The 20,479-nt window shown below is 64.5% G+C and carries 19 protein-coding genes; 5 read left to right on the plus strand and 14 right to left on the minus strand.

All coding sequences use genetic code 11. From position 1 onward, the window contains the following. Positions 1 to 3: 3 nt before the first annotated feature. Positions 4 to 360: a sulfur oxidation c-type cytochrome SoxX gene (gene soxX, locus IVB24_RS04490; RefSeq protein WP_094976290.1), complete on the minus strand. Its 357-nt coding sequence runs from the start codon at positions 358 to 360 to the stop codon at positions 4 to 6. Positions 361 to 598: 238 nt separating this feature from the next. On the opposite strand from soxX, the gene IVB24_RS04495 reads away from it, so the two are divergent. Further along, a complete protein-coding gene (locus tag IVB24_RS04495) occupies positions 599 to 1,270 on the plus strand; it encodes a DUF938 domain-containing protein (RefSeq protein WP_247772172.1) in 672 nt (223 codons plus the stop codon). A 204-nt stretch (positions 1,271 to 1,474) separates the two neighbouring features. Here the strand turns inward: IVB24_RS04495 and IVB24_RS04500 are convergent, their stop codons facing one another. Beyond that, entirely contained in the window at positions 1,475 to 3,544 is a 2,070-nt protein-coding gene (locus IVB24_RS04500; protein WP_247772173.1) for a prolyl oligopeptidase family serine peptidase, read from the minus strand. Positions 3,545 to 3,751: 207 nt separating this feature from the next. Between IVB24_RS04500 and IVB24_RS04505 the strand changes: the two genes are divergently transcribed. Continuing rightward, on the plus strand, positions 3,752 to 4,999 hold the full coding sequence (locus tag IVB24_RS04505) for an MFS transporter (RefSeq protein WP_247772174.1): 1,248 nt from the start codon (positions 3,752 to 3,754) through the stop codon (positions 4,997 to 4,999). Positions 5,000 to 5,173: 174 nt separating this feature from the next. After that, positions 5,174 to 6,409: an MFS transporter gene (locus IVB24_RS04510; protein ID WP_247772175.1), complete on the plus strand. Its 1,236-nt coding sequence runs from the start codon at positions 5,174 to 5,176 to the stop codon at positions 6,407 to 6,409. Positions 6,410 to 6,600: 191 nt separating this feature from the next. On the opposite strand, the gene IVB24_RS04515 is transcribed toward IVB24_RS04510, so the two are convergent. From IVB24_RS04515 to IVB24_RS04525, 3 genes are all read right to left on the minus strand, one after another. Beyond that, on the minus strand, positions 6,601 to 7,572 hold the full coding sequence (locus tag IVB24_RS04515; RefSeq protein WP_247768358.1) for an IS110 family transposase: 972 nt from the start codon (positions 7,570 to 7,572) through the stop codon (positions 6,601 to 6,603). 315 nt (positions 7,573 to 7,887) lie between these two features. Further along, positions 7,888 to 8,382: a VOC family protein gene (locus IVB24_RS04520; protein WP_247772176.1), complete on the minus strand. Its 495-nt coding sequence runs from the start codon at positions 8,380 to 8,382 to the stop codon at positions 7,888 to 7,890. 109 nt (positions 8,383 to 8,491) lie between these two features. Next, positions 8,492 to 9,037: a carboxymuconolactone decarboxylase family protein gene (locus IVB24_RS04525; protein ID WP_247772177.1), complete on the minus strand. Its 546-nt coding sequence runs from the start codon at positions 9,035 to 9,037 to the stop codon at positions 8,492 to 8,494. Positions 9,038 to 9,177: 140 nt separating this feature from the next. Here IVB24_RS04525 and IVB24_RS04530 point away from each other — a divergent pair, with 140 nt between their 5' ends. Next, positions 9,178 to 10,377: an acyl-CoA dehydrogenase family protein gene (locus IVB24_RS04530; protein ID WP_247772178.1), complete on the plus strand. Its 1,200-nt coding sequence runs from the start codon at positions 9,178 to 9,180 to the stop codon at positions 10,375 to 10,377. Positions 10,378 to 10,536: 159 nt separating this feature from the next. Continuing rightward, entirely contained in the window at positions 10,537 to 11,676 is a 1,140-nt protein-coding gene (locus IVB24_RS04535; protein WP_140481569.1) for an acyl-CoA dehydrogenase family protein, read from the plus strand. Positions 11,677 to 12,008: 332 nt separating this feature from the next. Here IVB24_RS04535 and IVB24_RS04540 read toward each other — a convergent pair whose 3' ends face one another. From IVB24_RS04540 to IVB24_RS04580, 9 genes are all read right to left on the minus strand, one after another. Then, a complete protein-coding gene (locus IVB24_RS04540; protein ID WP_247774281.1) occupies positions 12,009 to 13,046 on the minus strand; it encodes an amino acid ABC transporter substrate-binding protein in 1,038 nt (345 codons plus the stop codon). An 88-nt stretch (positions 13,047 to 13,134) separates the two neighbouring features. After that, complete coding sequence (locus IVB24_RS04545; RefSeq protein ID WP_094976298.1) at positions 13,135 to 13,728, minus strand: L,D-transpeptidase; 594 nt, start codon at positions 13,726 to 13,728, stop codon at positions 13,135 to 13,137. A gap of 363 nt (positions 13,729 to 14,091) precedes the next feature. After that, complete coding sequence (locus IVB24_RS04550) at positions 14,092 to 15,066, minus strand: hypothetical protein (RefSeq protein WP_140481566.1); 975 nt, start codon at positions 15,064 to 15,066, stop codon at positions 14,092 to 14,094. Between the two features lie 143 nt (positions 15,067 to 15,209). Then, positions 15,210 to 15,338, minus strand: coding sequence for a DUF2474 domain-containing protein (locus IVB24_RS04555; protein ID WP_094892577.1), 129 nt, complete (start codon positions 15,336 to 15,338; stop codon positions 15,210 to 15,212). Continuing rightward, complete coding sequence (gene cydB / locus IVB24_RS04560) at positions 15,338 to 16,348, minus strand: cytochrome d ubiquinol oxidase subunit II (RefSeq protein ID WP_247772179.1); 1,011 nt, start codon at positions 16,346 to 16,348, stop codon at positions 15,338 to 15,340. The genes IVB24_RS04555 and cydB overlap by 1 nt, the downstream gene beginning before the upstream one ends. After that, complete coding sequence (locus IVB24_RS04565; RefSeq protein ID WP_247772180.1) at positions 16,345 to 17,754, minus strand: cytochrome ubiquinol oxidase subunit I; 1,410 nt, start codon at positions 17,752 to 17,754, stop codon at positions 16,345 to 16,347. The genes cydB and IVB24_RS04565 overlap by 4 nt, the downstream gene beginning before the upstream one ends. Positions 17,755 to 17,897: 143 nt before the next feature. Beyond that, positions 17,898 to 18,461 (minus strand): thioredoxin family protein, encoded by a 564-nt coding sequence (locus IVB24_RS04570; protein ID WP_247772181.1) that lies wholly within the window; start codon positions 18,459 to 18,461, stop codon positions 17,898 to 17,900. Positions 18,462 to 18,492: 31 nt separating this feature from the next. Next, the gene (locus tag IVB24_RS04575) at positions 18,493 to 19,191 is read right to left on the minus strand and encodes a cytochrome c biogenesis CcdA family protein (RefSeq protein ID WP_247772182.1); all 699 of its coding nucleotides are present in this window, start codon (positions 19,189 to 19,191) and stop codon (positions 18,493 to 18,495) included. Positions 19,192 to 19,653: 462 nt separating this feature from the next. Further along, positions 19,654 to 20,265, minus strand: a complete 612-nt coding sequence (locus tag IVB24_RS04580) for a sigma-70 family RNA polymerase sigma factor (protein WP_094892568.1) — start codon at positions 20,263 to 20,265, stop codon at positions 19,654 to 19,656. Positions 20,266 to 20,479: the final 214 nt, after the last annotated feature.

Below are 20,479 nucleotides of genomic sequence, written 5' to 3' on the forward strand. Positions count from 1 at the left end.
CCGTTATAGGGTTTGCAGGAAATCGACGATCGCGCTGATCTCCTGTTCGGTCAAAATCCGGTTCCGGCCGAACGGCGGCATCATGGTCTGCGGGTTGCGCTTGGTCTCGTCGAAGATGATCGCGGTGAGTTCGCTGCGATCGGGGTATTTGGTCTTGAGGTCCCTCAGTTCCGGCCCGATCGTTCCCGGCAGGTCGCCGCCCTTGATGACATGGCAGGTCAGGCAATTGCCCTTGCCGCGATCGAAAGCGAGCTTCTGGCCGTCGGCGACAGCGGATTGTGCCCGCGCCGGAGCCACAGCCGCTCCGGCGGAGAGGACCAGCGCCACCAGGACGGCAAGCTTGCAAGGAAAGGCGGTCAAGGCATCGTCCCAAGCGTTATGTCGATGATCTCGTTTGCGGAAATATAAGCGTTCCAAAGCACAAAGGGCATCGCCTGACAATCAAGACTATGCTTGCGGCAAAATGGAGTTAATATCCTCCGCATTGCAACCGGCGAGATAAAGTTCGTTCATCTAACGGGGCGGTATTAGCAAATTATTCCAGGGGCGTTTGGCCCTTCTGGCCGGCTTTTGTGTTTCGCATTCATTGGGGACTCACTTGACAGAATATGTCGTCGAATTTGGCAGGGACGGCGGACGGGTCGAGCCGGACGGGCGGCTCGATGCTCCGGCATTTCATCGCAATCACGAGCCGCTATGGACGGCGCTGGAAAAGCACCTCGCCGGGATGACCGGCGACGTGGTCGAACTCGGCAGTGGAACAGGCCAGCACGTGGTCCATTTCGCTCGCCATACGCCCGGCCTGATCTGGTGGCCCAGCGACCTCAACCAGCGCCACCTCAAGAGCATCGAAGCCTGGCGCGTCTATGCAGGCCTGCCAAACATCCGCAGCCCGCTGCGGATCGATCTCACCGATCCCGGCTGGTGTCAGGAGATGAAAAGCGGGCAGGCGCCGGCGAGCCTTGCGGCCGTGTTCTGCGCCAATGTCATCCACATCGCGCCCTGGGCGGTGGCCGAGGGTCTGTTCGCTGGCGCCGGCCGCTACCTGCGACCCGACGGCAAGCTGTTCCTCTACGGCCCGTTCAAGCGTGACGGCAAGCACACCGCGCTCAGCAATGCGGTGTTCGACACCTCGTTGCGTGAAGGCAATCCCGATTGGGGCGTGCGCGACATCGGCGATGTCGAGATGCTCGCGAAGGCCGCGGATCTTCGCCTCGTCGATTCCATCGACATGCCCGCGAACAATCTGACGTTGGTGTTTGCGCGATAGCTACGCGGCAGGTGCGCTCCCTCCCCCGCTTGCGGGGGGAGGGCTGGGGAGAGGGTGTCTCCGCAACGGGACAATCCCCCAGAGGAGAGAACCCTCACCCGGCGCGCGGGACGATGCTTCGCATCGCCCGGGCGCGCCGACCTCTCCCGCAAGCGGGCGAGGTGCACCGCCTGTTGGGCTCGTGCTCAGCAAATCAAGACTCAATCACGTCTCGCCATCCCGCCACCCGATCTTCTCCTTCAAGAACCGATAGCCGAGCACCTCGAAGCCGGCGCGCTCCCTGTTGTCCTTGCCGTAGCCGTGGCCGCCGGCTTCCGGCTCGTAGAACCAGGCCTCGTAGCCCATGGCCTGCAGCTTCGCCGCCATCTTGCGGGCGTGGCCGGGATGCACGCGGTCGTCACGCCGCGTGGTGGCGATCAGGATCGGCGGATAGGATTGGCCAGCCCTTACGTTGTGATAGGCCGAGTAGGTCTTCAGCCACTCCCAATCTTCCGCCTTGTCGGGATCGCCATATTCCGCGATCCAGCTCGCGCCCGCGAGCAGCTTCGTGTAGCGGCGCATGTCGATCAGCGGAATGGTGCAGAACAGCGCGCCGAAGCGCTCGGGATAGCGCACCAGCATGTTGGTGATGAGGATGCCGCCGTTCGATCCGCCCTGTGCCGCGATCCGTCTTGGGTTCGTCACGCCGCGCCGGACGAGATCGGCGGCGACGGCAGCGAAATCGTCATGCGAGAGTTTCTTGCCGGCGAGCCGGCCAGCATCGTGCCAGCGCGTGCCAAACTCGCCGCCGCCGCGCAAATTGGCCTGCACAATGGTGCCGCCGCGCTCCAGCCACAGCTTGCCGAGCGAGGAATTGTAGTACGGCTTCACCGAATGTCCGAAGCCGCCATAGGCGCTCATATAGACCGGCGCATCGCCCGTCTCGCCTCGCGGGCCGGTCTGGACATAGGGAATGCGCTCGCCGTCAACAGAGATCGCTTCGTGCTGCGTCACCACGAGCCCGTCGGCGGTGAAAATCTTCGGCGCCTGCTTCAGCACGACCGGGCTTGCGACGCCGCGTTCGATCAACAGCAGCGACGGAGGGGTCAGCGGATCCTGCACATTGGCGAGCAGATCGCCGTTGCTCTCGGATGGATGACGATCCAGCGGCCAGACGTCGACGACGCCGATCTCAGGCAGGCCGGGAAGCGTCGAGCGGCTCCAGCCGGTCGCGGATGGCGTGCAGATCTCGAAGCGCGGGCGCAGCTCGTCGAGGATCGACAGCACGAGCTTGCCCGCCGCCCAGAACAGGCCTTGCAAGGCGCGCCGCGGCGACGGCTCGAACAGCACCGAAAAATCGCGGCTGCCGTTGAGGAACGCCGACAGCGAGATGCCGAGCACGGTGTCGGTGGCGTAGGTCCGCCCCTGCACGGCCCAGTCCTTGCGGAGCTTCATCGCGAACCAGTCGCCATGGGCCTGCAGCCAGATCCCGGTCGGCAGATCGAGTTTCGTCATGTGACCGACCGCATCGCGCAGCCAGACCGCGTGATTGAAGAAGTCGATCTGCTCGACGATCCAGGCCCGCGGCTCAGGTCCGGTGTCGTCGGCGCTGCCATAGATCATCATGTGATCGGCGGTGGTCTCGATGATCACCTCAGCCTGATCGACCAGCTGGCCACGCCGCCACAGCCGAACTGTCCGTGCATAGCCGGAGCTCGTGACCATGCCCTCGCCATGGGCGCTCGACAGCAGCAGCGTATCGGCATCGAGCCAGTCCGCGCCGCCCTTGGCTTCCGGCAGCGTAAGGCCGTCCGCCACGAAGCTCTTCGTAACGAGGTCGAATTCCCGCAACGTCACGGCGTCGCTGCCGCCGCGCGACAGGCTCAAGATGGCGCGCGGGCTTCCCGGAATCGTGGCGATCCCGCTCAGCAGCCAATCCTCGCCTTCGCGCGCTGCGAGCTCGTCGATATCCAGCATGGTCTCCCACGCGGGAGCAGCCTTGCGAAACTCGGTCAGCGTGGTCCGCCGCCACAGGCCGCGCGGGTTGGTGGCGTCCTTCCAGAGATTGTGCAGGTCGGTGCCGCGCCGGCTGACATAGGGAATGTTGTCGGAGCGATCGTAGATCGAAGCGAGAATGTCGCGGTCGTGCTCGAAGGCCTTGCCGCCGAACGCCGTGAGCGTCAGCTGATTCTGCCGCGCGACGAAATCGAGCGCCTGCGTGCCCTCGATCTCCTCCAGCCACAGAAAGGGATCGTCGTCGGGAGCGCTGAGCGTGGGCCTGGCGTCGACGGTCATGAACGAAACTCCGAAAAATGGCGGCGGATAGGATTTGATCGAGCGCAAGCCGTCAAGAGCGCGGCCCGCTATCATCGCACCGATTGCGTCAGAGGCATGGCCTGCGCCCGTTTGCGCCGGTTGCCCGGCCACGCGCGTCCCTCCATAGTGCCGGGAATCAACAAAGCCCTTGAGCTCCTTGATAGTCCCCTCGGGGCGGAAATGCCGATGCTTGACGTGACTTCTGCCCATGAGATCGCCGACGACGCCCGCGTGCGCGCCAATGTGGTGCGCCTGGCCGCAGCCCAGGCGCTGACCGGTGCCAACTCGGCCGTGATCTTCGCCACCGGCGCCATCGTCGGAGCCACGCTCGCGCCCGACATGTCGTTCGCGACCGTGCCGATCTCGATGTATGTGGTCGGACTCGCGGCCGGCACGCTGCCGACCGGCGCGATTTCGCGCCGCTTCGGACGCCGCGCGGCCTTCGTCATCGGCACCGGCCTCGGCACGCTCACCGGCCTGCTCGGCTCGTTCGCGATCCTGCACGGCTCGTTCGCGCTGTTCTGCATCGCGACCTTCCTCGGCGGCCTCTACGGCTCCGTGGCGCAGTCCTACCGCTTCGCCGCCGCCGACGGCGCCAGCGCGGCCTGCCGGCCCAAGGCGGTGTCCTGGGTGATGGCGGGCGGGGTGTTCGCCGGCGTGCTCGGTCCGCAGCTCGTGCAATGGACCATGGATGTCTGGCAGCCCTATTTGTTCGCCTTCAGCTTTCTGGTCCAGGCCGCCGTTGCACTGATCGCGATGGGGATCGTCGCCGGCGTCGACATGCCCAAGCCCGCGCCGGCCGATCTGCATGGCGGCCGGCCGCTGCTCACGATCGTGACGCAGCCGCGCTTCATGGCCGCGGCGCTGTGCGGCATCATCTCCTATCCCATGATGAATCTGGTGATGACTTCGGCACCGCTCGCCATGAAGATGTGCGGCCTGTCCGTCTCCGATTCCAATTTCGGCATTCAATGGCACATCGTCGCGATGTACGGGCCGAGCTTCTTCACCGGCACGCTGATCTCCCGCTTCGGCGCGCAGAAGGTCGTCGCCGCCGGCCTGCTGCTGGAGGCCGGCGCCGCCGGCATCGGCCTCTCGGGTCTCACCGCGATGCATTTCTGGGCCACGCTGATCGTGCTCGGCGTCGGCTGGAATTTCTCCTTCATCGGCGCCTCCGCGCTGGTGCTGGAGACGCACCGCTCGCAGGAGCGCAACAAGGTGCAGGCCTTCAACGATTTCCTGGTGTTCGGCATGATGGCGATCGGCTCGTTCTCCTCCGGGCAATTGCTCGCCAATTACGGCTGGTCGGCGGTGAACCTGGTGGTGTTCCCGCCGGTGATTCTCGGCCTCGTCGTGCTCTCGCTGGTCTCCTGGGCCCGCCGCCGCAAGGCACGGCTGGAGGCGGCGATGGGCGAGTTCCCGGACGCGATTTGACTGGCAGCAGGCTGTCAGCAACGTTGACACTTCGGTCGCGGTCGAAGTGATTTTCTGAGGGAAGATAATAGATGCTGCGTCATGGCCGGGCTTGTCCCGGCCATCCACGTCTCAGGACGTCGAAGAAGGAACGTGGATGCCCGGGGCAGGCCAGGGCATGACGGAGTAAGCGGCATGCTCGATAATCCTCAGACCCCAGCGCTCGACGAATCCTCCCTCCGCTACGAAGGCTGGCGCATCGTCGCGGTCTGCTTCCTGCTCGCGACCTTCGGCTGGGGGCTCGGCTTCTACGGCCAGAGCGTCTATGTCGCCGAGTTGCAGCGCGCGCGGGGCTGGCCGACCACGCTGATCTCGTCAGGCACCACGTTCTTCTATCTGTTCGGCGCGCTGCTCGTCGTCTTCGTCGGCGAGGCCGTGAGGAGATACGGCCCGCGCCTCTGCCTGGTTGCCGGCACGCTGGCGATGGCGGCAGCCAGCGTTGCCATCGGCGCGGTGCGCGAGCCCTGGCAGCTTTATCTCGCCGACGCCGTGCTCGCCTTCGGCTGGGCCGGCACCAGTCTCGCCATGATCACCAACACGATCAGCCTGTGGTTCGACCACAAGCGCGGCATGGCGATCAGCCTCGCGTTGAACGGCGCCAGTTTCGGCGGCATCGTCGGCGTGCCGCTGCTGGTGACCCTGATCGGCCATATCGGCTTTGCCGGCGCGATGTATGCCGCCGCCGGCGCCATGCTGGTGTTGCTGCTGCCGGTGATCCTTCTCGTCGTCGGCCGGCCGCCCGATCTCCGCGGCCGGCACGCGTCGGCGAAGGCGAAGCCGCAATCATCGACGCAGATCCGCGCATGGGCGCTGCGCGACGTCGGCTTCCTCACGGTGACGATTGCGTTCGCGCTGGTGCTGTTCGCGCAGGTCGGCTTCATCGTCCACCTGATCTCGTTCCTCGATCCCGTGATCGGCCGCGAGCGCGCCGCGGTCGCCGTCGCGGTGCTGACTGCGATGGCCGTGGTCGGCCGCGTGCTATTCTCATTGGTGATCGACCGCCTCAACCAGCGCCTGGCCTCCGCGCTGTCGTTCCTCAGCCAGGCGGTGGCGCTTCTGGTCGTCATCAACCTTCATAACGACTATGTGCTGATCGCAGCCTGCGCATTGTTCGGCTTCTCGGTCGGCAACCTCATCACGTTGCCTTCGCTGATCGTGCAGCGGGAGTTCGATTCGGCGTCGTTCGGCGTGCTGATCAGCCTCAACACCGCGATCAACCAGGTGACCTATGCGTTCGGCCCGGGTGTCGTCGGGGCCTTGCGCGACTGGTCCGGCGGTTACGCGCTGCCGTTCTATCTCTGCATCGCGCTGGAGGTGGTGGCAGCTGCGCTGATCATGGTGCGCGGCGTGTCAAAAGCGAAGCTCTCGTAGCAACCATTAAGGTTCTCCCGATTTTCCGCAAGCATGACGCCGGGCTTGCAGCCGTCAAGGTGTGGCCTGGCGGCAGCGAGTTTGACGCGGGGCGTTCGCGACGGCCAACCTTGACGGCCGCGGCGCACGGCGTCGTCCAGGCGGAAGGTCGGGACGAAGAAACGGCCGCCTGATCGAACAAAGAAACGCGATCAGGTGGCGGGCAGCTTGGCAGTTTGAGGCGCTTCGGCGATCCACGGAGTTCCGCGGGCGACCACGGCGTTGATCGTGACGAGCAACTTTCTGGCGCAAGCGACCAGCGCGCATTTATGAGATTTTCCGGCGGCGATCAGCCTTGTATAGAGAGCCTTCATCTGCGGGTTCCATCGGGAGGATGCCGGAAGAGCCGCGTTGTAGAGCGCCCAACGCAGCCGCTCACGGCCACCTTTGATGTGACGGGCACCGGATCGTTCGCCGCTATCGTCGTCGTAAGGCGCCAGTCCACTGAGAGCTGAGGCCCGTTCGCGTGTGATGTTGCCGATCTCGGGCATCCTGATCAGGACGGCAGCCGCGGTCGGCAGACCGCAGCCGGCGACGCTGTAGATCAGATCGAGCCGTGCGGCGAGATCAGGATGCTTGCGGATCGCCGCCAGCAGCGCCTTGAACTCGGCTCGTTTGGACTTTGCCAACAGCGCGATCTGCGCCTTCCAAACCCCTTGAATCCGCTTGTCGCGGCAACTCTCGAGCCGGTTCTTCAGCCTTGCGATGTCTTCCGTGATCTGATCGATCATGGTCAGATGCTCGGCAAAGGGCTGCAACCGCGGATCCGGTGCAGGATGGATCGTCTTGACCGCGGCAGTGCACGTCGCGATCAGCGCCGCGTCGATCCTGTCGTTCTTAGCCAGCAGCAGACGGAACGTGGCATAGGCGCGGACCTGCTTCGGCTGAAACAGCACGACGACGAAACGCTTGCGCCGCAGCTCCGCAACGACCGCCTGCTCGTAGCCTCCACTTGCCTCGATCCCGACCCTCTTTACCTTGCGGCACTTCAACCACTCCACCAGCGCCTGGTGACCTCTTGCCGTGTTGTCGACCCGCAACTGCTCAGAGTTGCCATCGATCGCCACGTCGAGCTTGCGTTTGCCGGTATCGATCCCGGCACAGATCGTGTTACGCTTGGCCATCTTCCTCGACCCTCCCTTGTTATGCGAACCTGAAGTTCGTTCAACCATGCGGGTCCCGATGAAGTGCCGACCGCGATCTTGCTACGAAACGCAGCCCTCAAGGCTTCGGTGGGCATCGATCCGATCGATCGGCGGCCCAGCCAGGGTGGCCACCCGGGCTGGGCCATTCCTCACGGAACGGGGCCAATCCTATACCGATGCGCTAATACAAGGGTGGGTAAAGGCGCGAAGCGCCGTGCCCACCATCTTCCTCTCGACGCGCGATGAGAGAATCGGTGGGCACGCTACGCTTTGCCCACCCTACGGACTACGGCATCATGCCTCCCGCTCTCGCAACAACGCCTCCACGTCCAGCCGCTTGGTGAACATCGAAAGCTTGCCGTCCGGCCCGAGCGGCCATTGCTCCTTCGGCCTGTCGCGATACAGCTCGACGCCGTTCTGGTCGGGATCACGCAAATACAGCGCCTCGCTGACGCCGTGATCGCTGGCGCCGTCCAGCGCAATGCCGGCCGCGAGCACGCGGTGCAGCGCATCGGCAAGAGCTGCGCGCGTCGGATAGAGGATCGCGGTGTGATAGAGCCCCGTCGTGCCCGGCGGCGGCGGCGAGCCGCCCTTGCTCTCCCAGGTGTTGAGCCCGATGTGGTGATGATAGCCGCCGGCCGAGATGAAGGCCGCGCCGGAGCCCATGCGCTGCATCAGCTCGAAGCCGAGCACGCCGCAATAGAAGCCGAGCGCGCGATCGAGATCGGCGACCTTGAGGTGAACGTGGCCGATCCTGGTGCCGGCATCGACGGCTGGGCTTTGCGACATGGGATTGCTCCGTTGAAAGCATGCACATAGGGCGAGCACCGGCGCGGTGCTACGGTCGGTCCCGAAACCCAGCGTTTCCGGTTGCGCAATTGCATCCCGGGATCGGAAGCTATGTCAGCTCCGGCACCTCGCCCTCCGGCAGCTCGAACTCGAACGTGTTCAGCGTCATCGACACCATCGTGTAATAACCGCACAGGCCGATCACCTCGACCACGCCGCGCTCGCCGAGCAGCTTCACCGCCTCATTATAGAGACCCTTCTCGACGCCGTGGCCCTCGTGCAGCGACTTCGCCAGATCGTAGATCATCTGGCCCTTGGGATCGTCGAACGCGGGCGTGCGGCGGTCGCGGATGGCGTCGATGATCTCAGGCTTCATGCCGCCGGCGAGCGCGAGGCGCTTATGCGCGTACCATTCGTAATGCGCGGTCCAGTGCCGCGCCGTGACCAGGATCGCGATCTCCGAAAGTTTTGCGGGAAACATCGTGTCGTAGCGCAGCACCTCGCCGAGCCGCGTGGCGTGCCGGGCCATGTCCGGGCTGTTGAGCCAGGCCATCATCGGCGCCGGCGGCTTGCCGCGCTTGCCGGCGATCGACTCGTCATAGGTCTGCCGCTGGCTCTCGTTCATTTCGCCAGGCGAAAGAAGTTTCAGGCGCATGGTCGTTTCCTCCATGTTTTCAAGCACTCTGTTGGAGGCGACTATAGCCGAATGTGGGCTCGCGGAAGTGGTTGAATTCCACGAGGGCTTGGCCCAGAGTCGTGCCCAACAAGTCGATTTTGATTGATGGAAACGCGACCATGAGCGACACCGAATCCGCCGAGCTCGAAAAATTCCGCGCCGAGACGCGCGCCTGGCTGGAAGCCAATTGCCCGCCGGAGATGCGCAAGCCCGCAACCTCGGACGCGGACGTGTTCTGGGGCGGCCGCAACGCCAAATTCTCGTCCGAGCCGCAGCGCGTCTGGTTCGAGCGCATGCGCGACAAGGGCTGGACCGTGCCTGATTGGCCCAGGGAATATGGCGGCGGCGGCCTCAGCGCCGCCGAGCACAAGGTGCTGCGCGCCGAGATGGGCAAGATCGGCGCCCGCCCGCCGCTGTCGAGCTTCGGCATCTGGATGCTCGGACCGGCGCTGCTCAAATACGGCAACGACGCGCAGAAGAAGGAGCACCTCCCGAAGATCGCAGCGGGCGAGATCCGCTGGTGCCAGGGCTATTCCGAGCCGAACGCCGGCTCCGACCTTGCTTCGCTGCAGACCCGTGCCGAGAGCGACGGCGACGATTTCGTCATCACGGGCTCGAAGATCTGGACCTCCTACGCCAACTATGCCGACTGGATCTTCTGCCTCGTCCGCACCGATCCCGCGGCCAAGAAGCACGACGGCATCAGCTTCATCCTGTTCGACATGACCTCGAAGGGCGTGACGACCAAGCCGATCCTTCTGATCTCCGGCTATTCGCCGTTCTGCGAGACCTTCTTCGACGGCGTCCGCGTGCCGAAATCGCATGTGGTCGGCACCGTCAATCGCGGCTGGGACGTCGCGAAATATCTGCTGCAGCACGAACGCGCGATGATCTCGGGGATGGGCGAGCGCGGCGTCGGCCGGCCGCTCGGCCAGATCGCGGCGGATTCCGTCGGCACCGATGCGCAAGGCAAGCTGGACGATTCGATGTTGCGTGCAGAGATCGCGACGTTCGACGTCGATGAAGCCGCGCTTGCGGCCTGCGCCGAGCGCGCGGTCGATCTCGCCAAGGCGGGACAGGCCCATCCGGCGTTCTCGTCGGCGATGAAATATTACGGCACCGAGCTCAACAAGCGCCGCTATGAGATCCTGATGGCGGCCGGCGGCATCGATGCGCTGGAATGGGAGAGCGAGCGCTCCAGGCAGGGCGCCCGCCCGCGCGCATGGCTGCGCACCAAGGCCAACTCGATCGAGGGCGGCACGAGCGAGGTGATGCTCGGCATCGTCGCCAAGCGGATACTCGATCTGCCGGGGGCTTAAGACACACACACTCACGACGTCATTCCGGGGCGCGCAAAGCGCGAGTCCGGAATCCATCAGACGGCATTCTCTGCGGTGAAATGGATTCCGGGCCTGCGCCTTACGGCGGCGCATCCCGGAATGACGAAGACCAACAGATTTCGAATCGGAAACACGCACATGGCCCTCGTCCTCACCGAAGAACAATCGATGCTCCGCGATTCCGCGCGCGGGCTGATCAGCGACAAGGCACCGGTCTCGCATCTGCGATCGCTGCGCGATGACAAGGACCCGACCGGCTTCTCCAGGGAGCTCTGGCATTCCTTCGCCGAGATGGGTTTTGCCGGCCTGCTGGTGCCGGAAGAATTCGGCGGCAGCGGGCTCGGCTATGTCGAGGCCGGTGTCCTGATGGAGGAGATCGGCCGCACCCTGATGCCGTCGCCGTTCCTCGCCACCTCCGTGGTCGCGGCCTCGGCGCTGAGCCGCGGCGGCAATGCCGCGCAGAAGTCGGAATATCTGCCGAAGATTTCGAATGGCTCGCTGCTCGCGACGCTGGCGATCGACGAAGCTGCAAAGCACCGTCCGCTTCAGATCAATTTGCAGGCCGTGCGCGCCGGCAACGGCTTCAAGCTCTCGGGCGCCAAAGCGCTCGTGCTGGACGGTCATGTCGCCGATCTCCTCATCGTCGCCGCGCGCACCGCTGGCGCCGCCGGTGAGCGCGACGGCTTGACGCTGTTCCTCGTCAGTCCCAAGGCCAAGGGCGTCGCGATCGAACGCACCATCATGGTCGATTCGCACAATGCGGCGCGGCTCGAACTCACCAATGTCGAGGTCAATGCCGACCATGTGCTCGGCGAGGTCGATCAGGGCGCCGCCCTGCTCGACGGCGTGCTCGATATCGGCCGCGGCGCGGTCGCCGCCGAAATGGTGGGCTTGAGCGAGGAAGTCTTCAATCGCACCGTCGAGTATCTCAAGAGCAGGAAGCAGTTCGGCAAGCTGATCGGCGAATTCCAGGCGCTGCAGCACCGCGCCGCCGAGCTCTATGTCGATATCGAGATCACTCGCGCCGCCACCATGAAGGCGCTGCAGGCGCTGGACGCCGATGTTGCCAAGGCAACGTCAGCCGTCGCGGTGGCAAAGGCCCGCGCCGGCACCACCGCCACGCGCGCGGTGCAGGAGGGCGTGCAGATGCACGGCGGCATGGGCATGACCGATCAGTTCGACATCGGCTTCTTCATGAAGCGCGCAAGGGTGTGCGAGGAGCTGTTCGGCGACGCCAATTACCACACCGAACAGCTGGCGCGGGCGCGGGGATATTGAGGCTGGCCATCGGGTAGGGCTTGTAGCCCGGATGAGCGAAGCGACATCCGGGAATGTCGCGCGGCCGGCCCCGCATATCGCTTCGCTCATGCGGGCTACGGTGCTGGCACGAGCCGTCATGGCCGGGCTTGTCCCGGCCATCCACGTTCGTAGCGTGCCTCCAAAACGTGGATGCCCGGGACAAGCCCGGGCATGACGACGGAGAGTGTGGCGCGACTCTGTATCAACCTCGTCATTGCGAGGAGCTCTTGCGACGAAGCAATCCAGTCTGTCACCGCGGAGGGATTCTGGATTGCTTCGCTGCGCTCGCAATGACGGCCGATAGACCGCCCTTACCTCATCGGCGGTGCATACTGCACGCCGCCCGCGTTCCACAGCTGGTTCATGCCGCGCGGGATCTTCAGCTTCGACTTCTCGCCGATGTTGCGCTCGTACATCTCGCCGTAATTGCCGACGTGGCGGATGATGCGGACGGCCCAATCCTTGGTGAGGCCGAGCTGCTCGCCGTAATTGCCTTCGGTGCCGACCAGCCGCATCACTTCCGGCTTCTTCGACTTCAGCGCCTCGTCGATGTTCTCCGAGGTGACGCCGAGCTCCTCGGCGTTGATCATCGCATAGAGCGTCCACTTCACGATCATCATCCAGTCGTCGTCGCGCTGGCGCACCACGGGGGCGAGCGGCTCCTTGGAGATCATGTCCGGCAGGATCATGTTGTCGCCGGGCTTCGCCAGGTTGATCCGCAGCGCGTAGAGCTGGGAGACGTCGGCGGAGAGCGTGTCGCACTTGCCGGTGTCGTAAGCCTTCACGACATCGTCGAGCTTGTCGAACTTCATCTCCTCATACTTCATGTTGTTGGCACGGAAGTAATCGGCGACGTTGAGCGCGGTCGTGGTGCCGGCCTGGACGCAGACCTTGCTGCCATCGAGGTCCAGCGACGTCTCCTTGTTGCGCGAACGCGGCAGCATGAAGCCGGCGCCGTCGTAATAGGCGACGGCGGGGAAATAGAGGTCGTAATCGAGCTCGCGCGCCATGCTCCAGGTCGAGTTGCGCGAGAGGATGTCCACCTTGCGGCTCTGCAATTCCTTGAAGCGTTCCCCGGCATCGAGCGGGATGAACTTCGCCTTGCCGGGGTCGTCGAAGATCGCCGAGGCCACCGCGCGGCAGAAATCGACGTCGAAGCCGGTCCAGGTCTTGTTGTCCTCGGAGTAGGAGAAGCCCGGCAGGCCCTTGTTGACGCCGCACAGCACCTCGCCGCGGCGCACGGTGCGCTTCAGCGTGCGGGTGTCGTAGAATTCGTAGATGATGGCCACAACGGCGACCAGCACGGCGACCGCGAGCCCGATCAGCAGGCCGCCACGAAAAGTGCGCATCATTTTTGATCTCTCGAATAATCGGGAAAAGGAATTAGGAAGGAGAGGCGACGAGCATGCTCCGGAGGACCATGCCCGGATCAAAGCCTCAGAGTTCGGGCTTCTGCCGGATCACCACCTTGGTGCCGACAGGGACGCGGTTGTAGAGATCGGCGACGTCGTTGTTGACGAGGCGGAAGCAACCCGAGGACACCTTGGTGCCGATCGTGTCGGGGCGGTTGGTGCCGTGGATGCGATAGACGGTGGTGCCGAGATACATCGCGCGGGCGCCGAGCGGGTTGCCGGGGCCGCCGGCCATGAAGCGCGGCAGATAGGGCTGGCGCTGGATCATCTCCGGCGGAGGCGTCCAGTCCGGCCATTCCTTCTTATTGGTGATGGTCACCAGCCCCTGCCACTGGAAGCCGTCGCGGCCGACGCCGATGCCGTAGCGGATCGCGCGCCCGCCCGGCTGCACCAGATAGAGATGCCGCTCGGCGGTTGAAACGATGATTGTGCCCGGCGCTTCGGTGGTGCGGAAATAGACGACCTGCTTCTGCCATTCCGGGTCGAGCTGGTAGGCGTCGTCGGCGACCAGGCCCGGCTCATCGCCGCGGTCGGGCTGCTGGGCGAAGGCCTGCGGGGCGGACAGGATAAGCCCCACCGCAGCCATGAAAATCCCGGTCAGGCGACGAAAATCCGTCATTTCAAAGCTCTCCCCACTGCCACGGCGCAAATCATTCGGAACCATCAAACCTGAGGGGCATGTTCATGGCAAGTTGATGGCGCGCCGTCCTGATATGTCACGAGAATGCTTTGGTTTTTTGACGGTATCGGAGAATGCCACAAACAGGGGATGGCGCGAAAAGCAGTATTCGTCGCCACGAGGGCGGTGTGCTCCCTCCCCCGCCTGCGGGGGAGGGCTGGGGAGAGGGTGTCTCCGCAACGGGGCACCCCAAGCGGATAGAACCCTCACCCGGCGCTGCGCGCCGACCTCTTCCGCAAGCGGGAAAGGCTCAGACCGAACGCGCGGTGAAATCGAACTGCGCCAATTGGCACGCGATGCCAGCTAAATCTTGTTGCTCTCCGCCCCAATCCCCAGCCGCCGCACGATCTCCGTCCCCACCGCCCGCGCCTCCAGCCGTGAGCCGATGCGCGGGCTGCGAAATCGTCGCCCCGAGTGCAGCCGGATCACGACGATGCAGTGCTCGTCCTCGGATCGGCCGCGGCGCTCGACGTTGATCGTCTTCACGTCGGGTCCTGCGATATGATCGGCGCGCAGGCTGCCGTCGCCCCACAGGCGTTCGACGCGAATGTCGGCCTGCCGGATGATCCAGAACGCGCCGGTCACGAGGTTGGCGTATCGGTAGACGGCGAACGCGGCGATCGCGCCGATCGGCAGCAGCATGATATCGACCGGGCCGGGCGGCAGGCCACGCCAGAGCTTGTAGGCATAAGGAACCGCGCACAACGCCACGGCGATCATCGCGACGATCCGGATGTCCCTGGCGGGGAACGGCTCCAGCGGCTCGCCGAGACGCATCTCGGCATTGCTGGCATCGAGCGGATTGATCGGGGCCTCGACGTCGGGAACGTCGAACTGGGCGGCGATCCGGGCCACGGTGTCATGAACATGCGTGACGTCGGAGATCGGCGGCGACGTCAGCCGTTCGCCCGAGGCCAGCGTGAAGGCCAGCTGGAACCGCGCCTTCGCCCGCTTGCTGCCGGGAACCTGTAATCCCGCGATGTCGTCCTTCGCGACGACCCTGGTGTGGAGTTTTCCGAACGGGCGCTGCTGACCAATCAGGATTTCGTCCGGCGTGATGATCCACACCACCGCCGGCGCCATCATGATGCCGACGACGAACACGGCACCGAGGACGAGCGCCACGACAGAGATGATCACCTCCGTCGTATCATGCGTGAACAGGCCCGGCGTGAAGCAGAGCGCGACGGCAGCGGAGAAGCCGGCCATCACCAGCCGCTGCGCGATCGAGGCGCCTTCACGAAGGCGAATGTCGGTGGTGGTGATTGTGTCGTCCATTGCGGGCGGCTGATTGCGTCAGCGCGAAACTCCACGGACGGGTCCGTGGAGTCAAGCAGCATCAAGGCCCGCTTCATCCAGCATCAGCTGTCGGCGTTGAGCAGCGGCGTACGAGGTTCCGCTCAGGGTGGCGGCCGGCCCGATCATTTCGGTGCAAGCCACAGTCTGAGACCGAATGAAATCACGGTGACTGCGCCCACGCCGCCGAGCCAGAGAACGGCGAACCATATCAGCCGTCGCCCCAGCGGCCTTGCTTCTGCTTTGTGCGGCATCAGTGATAACCGCTTCCGGCCCGGACCTTGCCGCGGAAGACCCAATAGGCCCAGCCGGTGTAGCCAAGAATGAGAGGCACCAGTCCGGCCACGCCGACGAGCATGAAGATCTGGCTGTTCTGCGGCGCAGCCGCCTGCCAGATCGTGATGCTCTGCGGCACGATGAAGGGATACATGCTGATACCCAGCCCGGCATAGGACAGCGCGAACAATGCCAGCGCGAGAAAGAACGGCCGGGAGTCCTGCTTTTGCCCGAGGCTGCGAATCAGAAGTACGGTGACGGCGGCGACCGCGATCGGCACCGGTGCGGCCAGGGCGACGTTCGGCCAGGCGAACCAACGCTGCGCGTATTGAATGCTGAGAAACGGCGTGGCGATGCTGACCAGTGCGATCGCCGCAAGCATCGCGAACAGCAGAACCCAGCTCAGCCGGTAGGCCTTCTCGCGCAGCGCGCCCTCGGTCTTCAGTATGAGCCAGGTGGCGCCAAGCAGGGAATAGCCAATCACCAGGGCAACACCCGTCAGCAGGCTGAACGGCGTCAGCCAGTCCCACCAGCCGCCGGCATAATGCCGGCCCTCGACATGCACGCCTTGCAGGATGGCGCCAAGGGCGACGCCCTGTGCCAGCGTCGCCAGCAACGATCCTCCGGCAAAGGCGATGTCCCATCGGTTTCGAGCGGCGGTGGTGCGCCAGCGGAACTCGAACGCGACACCGCGGAAGACCAGTCCGATCAGCATGGCGATCATGGGTGTGTAGAGCGCCGGCATCAGCACCGCATAGGCGAGCGGAAAGGCGGCCATCAGGCCGCCACCGCCCAGCACCAGCCAGGTCTCGTTGCCATCCCAGACGGGTGCCACGCTGTTCATCATGACGTCGCGGTCGGCCTTGGCGGGAAACAAGGGAAACAGCATGCCGAGACCGAGATCGAAGCCGTCCATCACGACATAGACGAATACCGCGAAGGCGATGATGAAGGCCCAGACAGTGGCAAGGTCGACGGCGGCAATCATGACAGCGCCCCCTGTCCCGCAACGCCCGAGGCCGGTGTGATGCCGGCGGCGCGCGCCGGCATGTCGCCGCGCGGCCCTTCCTCGCCGTGATGGGGCGAGGCCGCCATCAGGCGCAGGATGTAGATGGCGCCCGCCGCGAACACGATGAAATAGACGACGACGAAGGCCAGCAGTGACGAGCCGACCGCGGGCGCGGCCAGTGGCGAGACGGCGTCCGCGGTTCGCAACAGGCCGTAGACCGTGAAAGGCTGCCGGCCGGTCTCTGTGGTGATCCAGCCCGCGAGCACCGCGATGAAACCCGCGGGCCCCATCGTCAGCGCGAAGATGTGCAGCGGCCGGGAGTCGAACAAGGTGCCGCGCCAGCGTGTCCACAGGCTGAACAGCCCGAGCGCGAAGATCAGGAAGCCGAGCGCGACCATGATGCGGAACGACCAGAACGTGATAGCTACCGGCGGCCAGTTTTCGCGCGGTACGGTATCAAGTCCCGCCAGCGGCGCATCGAGGGAATGCTTGAGAATGAGCGAAGACAGCTTCGGGATCTCGATCGCGTAGTCGACCCGGCCGGCCTCCTGATTGGGCAGGCCGAACAGAATCAGCGGCGCACCGTCCTTGTGGCTCTGGTAATGCCCTTCCATCGCCATCACCTTGGCCGGCTGATGCTCCAGCGTGTTGAGGCCGTGCTGGTCGCCGGCCAGGATCTGGATCGGCGCGATCAGGGCCGCCATCCACATCGCCATCGAGAACATCACCCGCGGGCCGGCAAGATGCGGGTCGCGCAGCAGGTGATATGCGCCGACCGCGCCGACCACGAGCGACGTCGTCAGGTAGGCGGCGAGCACCATATGCACGAGGCGGTATGGGAAGGACGGATTGAAGATCACCTTGAACCAGTCGGCGACCACGAACTGGCCGTCGGGATTGATTGCGTAGCCGGCCGGGGTCTGCATCCACGAATTGGCGGAGAGGATCCAGAACGCCGAGATCAGCGTGCCGATCGCGACCATCAGCGTCGCGACGAAGTGCAGCCGCGGGCCGACGCGTTCGAGACCGAACAGCATGACGCCGAGGAAGCCCGCCTCGAGGAAGAACGCGGTCAGCACCTCGTAGGCCATTAACGGACCGATGACCGGTCCGGTCTTGTCGGCGAACACCGACCAGTTGGTTCCGAACTGGTAGGACATCACGATGCCCGACACCACGCCCATGCCGAACGCGATCGCGAAGATCTTCAGCCAATAGTGGAACAGGTTGAGGAATACCTCGCGGCCGGTCCACAGCCAGAGGGCTTCCAGCACCGCAAGATAACTTGCAAGCCCGATCGAGAACGCAGGAAACACGATGTGGAACGACATCGTGAAGGCAAATTGCGCTCGTGCGAGTACGATGGGATCAAGGTTCGATAGCATCGGCGCTCCCGTCACAACGCGACAAGTTGTGGGCTGCGGGGGCGCCGATCTCGCTGCTCAGCTATACTATCGCGCCCGGCCTATGCATGATGACCCATGCCGGGCTCTTATCCTATAGGACTCTTTGTCTAACCTGTATGACATCAGCTGTTCGCATTCAGTAGCCGCGCCACGGTGCGGTCGATCTCGTCGTAGCGGCCTTCGCCCGCGTGCTGAAATACGATCTTGCCATTCTGGTCGATGATGTATTGGGCCGGCCAATACTGGTTGCGGTAGGCATTCCAGGTCTTCGAATCGTTATCCTGCGCCACCGGATAGGTGATGCCGTGGCGCTTCAGCGCGGCCTGGACGTTGGAGGCCGAGCGCTCGAACGGAAATTCCGGCGTGTGGACGCCGACCACGACGAGGCCCTTGTCCTTGTATTTGGCGTAGAGATCGGTGACGTGCGGCAGCGTGTTGACGCAGTTGACGCAGCCATAGGTCCAGAAGTCGACCAGCACGACCTTGCCCCGGAGGTCTGCCAGGCTCAGCGGCTTCGAGTTGAACCAGTTGTTGATGCCGGTGAAATCGGGCGCGGTCTGCTGGCTTGCGGCCGCGGTGACGACGGGCGTGGCGCGCGCGGCCTCCTCGCAGATGCCGGGGATGACCGCGCCGGTGACGGTGATGCCGATCAGGGCGGCCGAGACGGCGAGCAATTTGAAAGTCATGGAAGCGTCCTCCGGTGATGATGAGGGATGATCACAGGCCGATCTGGCCGGTGGGATAGAAGCCGGTGAGCCACGCCACGATCAGCGTGTCGTATTGGAAATAGGCGGCGACCGCGAAGCCGATCACGACGACGCCAAAGCCCTGCTGAAGCCGCGGCGATATCCGCGCGAGGCTGCGCACCCGCGTGGTCGCGGCCTGTCCGCCATAGGCGATCGCCAGCATCGGGATCGCCGCACCGATGGCGTAGGCAATCAGCAGCGTGCCGGCCCAGACGGCATTCGTCGATGTCGCAACCAGGGTCAGGATCGAGCCGAGCACGGGCCCGGCGCAGGGCGTCCAGACCAGCCCGAGCGTGGTGCCGAGAATGAGGCCGCCGAGCGCGCCCTCGCGCTGGGTGGCGCTGGAATTGCCCAGATCGAGCCAGCCGTTGAGCCGGCTCGACAGCCATTCGAACGGCGCCGGCCACAGCATCAACAGGCCGAAGCCGAGCAGCAGGATCGACGCGGCCTCGCGCAGCACATTCGGATCGAAATCGAACAGCCGCGTGATCGCGCCCAGCAGCAGCGCGGTCGCGGAGAAGGACAGCACAAAGCCGAGCGCGATCATCGCCGGCCGCAAATGTCCCGCGCGCCCGATCGAGGCGCCGAGCAGGATCGGCAACATCGGCAGCGTGCAGGGCGCGGCGATGGTGAGGATGCCGGCGAGGACGGCGAAGAGAAGTTCGAGCATGGCGCACTCGTGATGGAGGTCACGAGGGTGGTTCGGAGGCAGGTGGGATGTCGTTACGCGGCGTCACGCCTTCGTGACGGGGGCGGCGCTCGGGTCACGGAGACGGTGCGCTCCCTCCCCCGCCTGCGGGGGAGGGTTGGGGAGAGGGTGCTTCCACAACGGGATACTCCCCCAGAGGAGAGAACCCTCACCCGCCGCTACGCGTCGGCCTCTCCCGCAAGCGGGAGAGGCGGGAGCCTGCGGCGGCCACCTCGGGCCCCCAAATACAAAACGACCCGGACGGGGGCATCGTCCGGGTCGCTGGAGGTCTTGGGAGGTTTAACGAAACCGTATGTGAGATTTATAGGAGGGAAGTTTTTCCGCCTGATGTTGTGCTTTGTTTCAATTGTTTCGTCGGCGGTAACACTTCCGTGTCCGGGGAGGGGCCAGATCGGCGGCCCTATCCCTCTGAATTCATTGACCTTAGGCGGCGAAGCGCTCGACGCCGGCTCCTTTAAGCAATTCGGCCAGCTGCTTGCGGGCGTAGAACATCCGCGTCTTCACCGTGCTCTGCGGGATGCCGATGATCTGGCCGACCTCCTCCACCGACTTCTCGTGGTAGTAGACGAGGGTGATGATCTCACGATGCGCGGGCGACAGCTTCTGCACGCAGGCGCGCAGGATGGCGCTGGTGTCGCTGCGGTCGAGCGACGTCTCCGGCGTATCGGAACCGTCGGGAATCTGGCGCACGTCCTCCTGGTCGATGTCCTCGAAGCGGCGCTGGCGCATCGCGGTCAGCGCCTTGAAGCGGGCGATCGACAGCAGCCATGTCGAAACCTGCGAGCGGCCCTGGAACTGTCCTGCGGTCCGCCACACGTCCAGGAACACCTGGCTGACGAGGTCTTCGGCCGCGGTGGCGTCGCGCACGATGCGCAGGATGAAGCGGTACACCCGCACATTGTGGCGGCAATAAAGGATATGCATCGACGTCCGGTTGCCGTCGGCAATGCTCTCGAGAAGCATATCGTCCGAAGTCGCCTGAGCGGCGATGATGCTCTGGCTGGCCTGGGCGTTGATGGCGATGACGTTCCGCATTGACTTGGCTCCCCGTAGCGCCGCAACCGAGCGGCGTTTCCTTGGATCAAAGTGTTAATGAGCCAACGTTTCGGGACGTCTGCACGAAAAGCGGAAAATGGTTTCGTGCGCCGCCAAATTGTTTCGTCGGAAGGGGCGCGACGAAACAATCGGGGTAAAAAAGCGTGGAATTTCAATGTGCGGAAAATACGGGAGTGGGGGCTTGGCGGCGCTC

It is taken from the genome of Bradyrhizobium sp. 192, assembly GCF_023100965.1.
GTDB lineage: Bacteria > Pseudomonadota > Alphaproteobacteria > Rhizobiales > Xanthobacteraceae > Bradyrhizobium > Bradyrhizobium symbiodeficiens.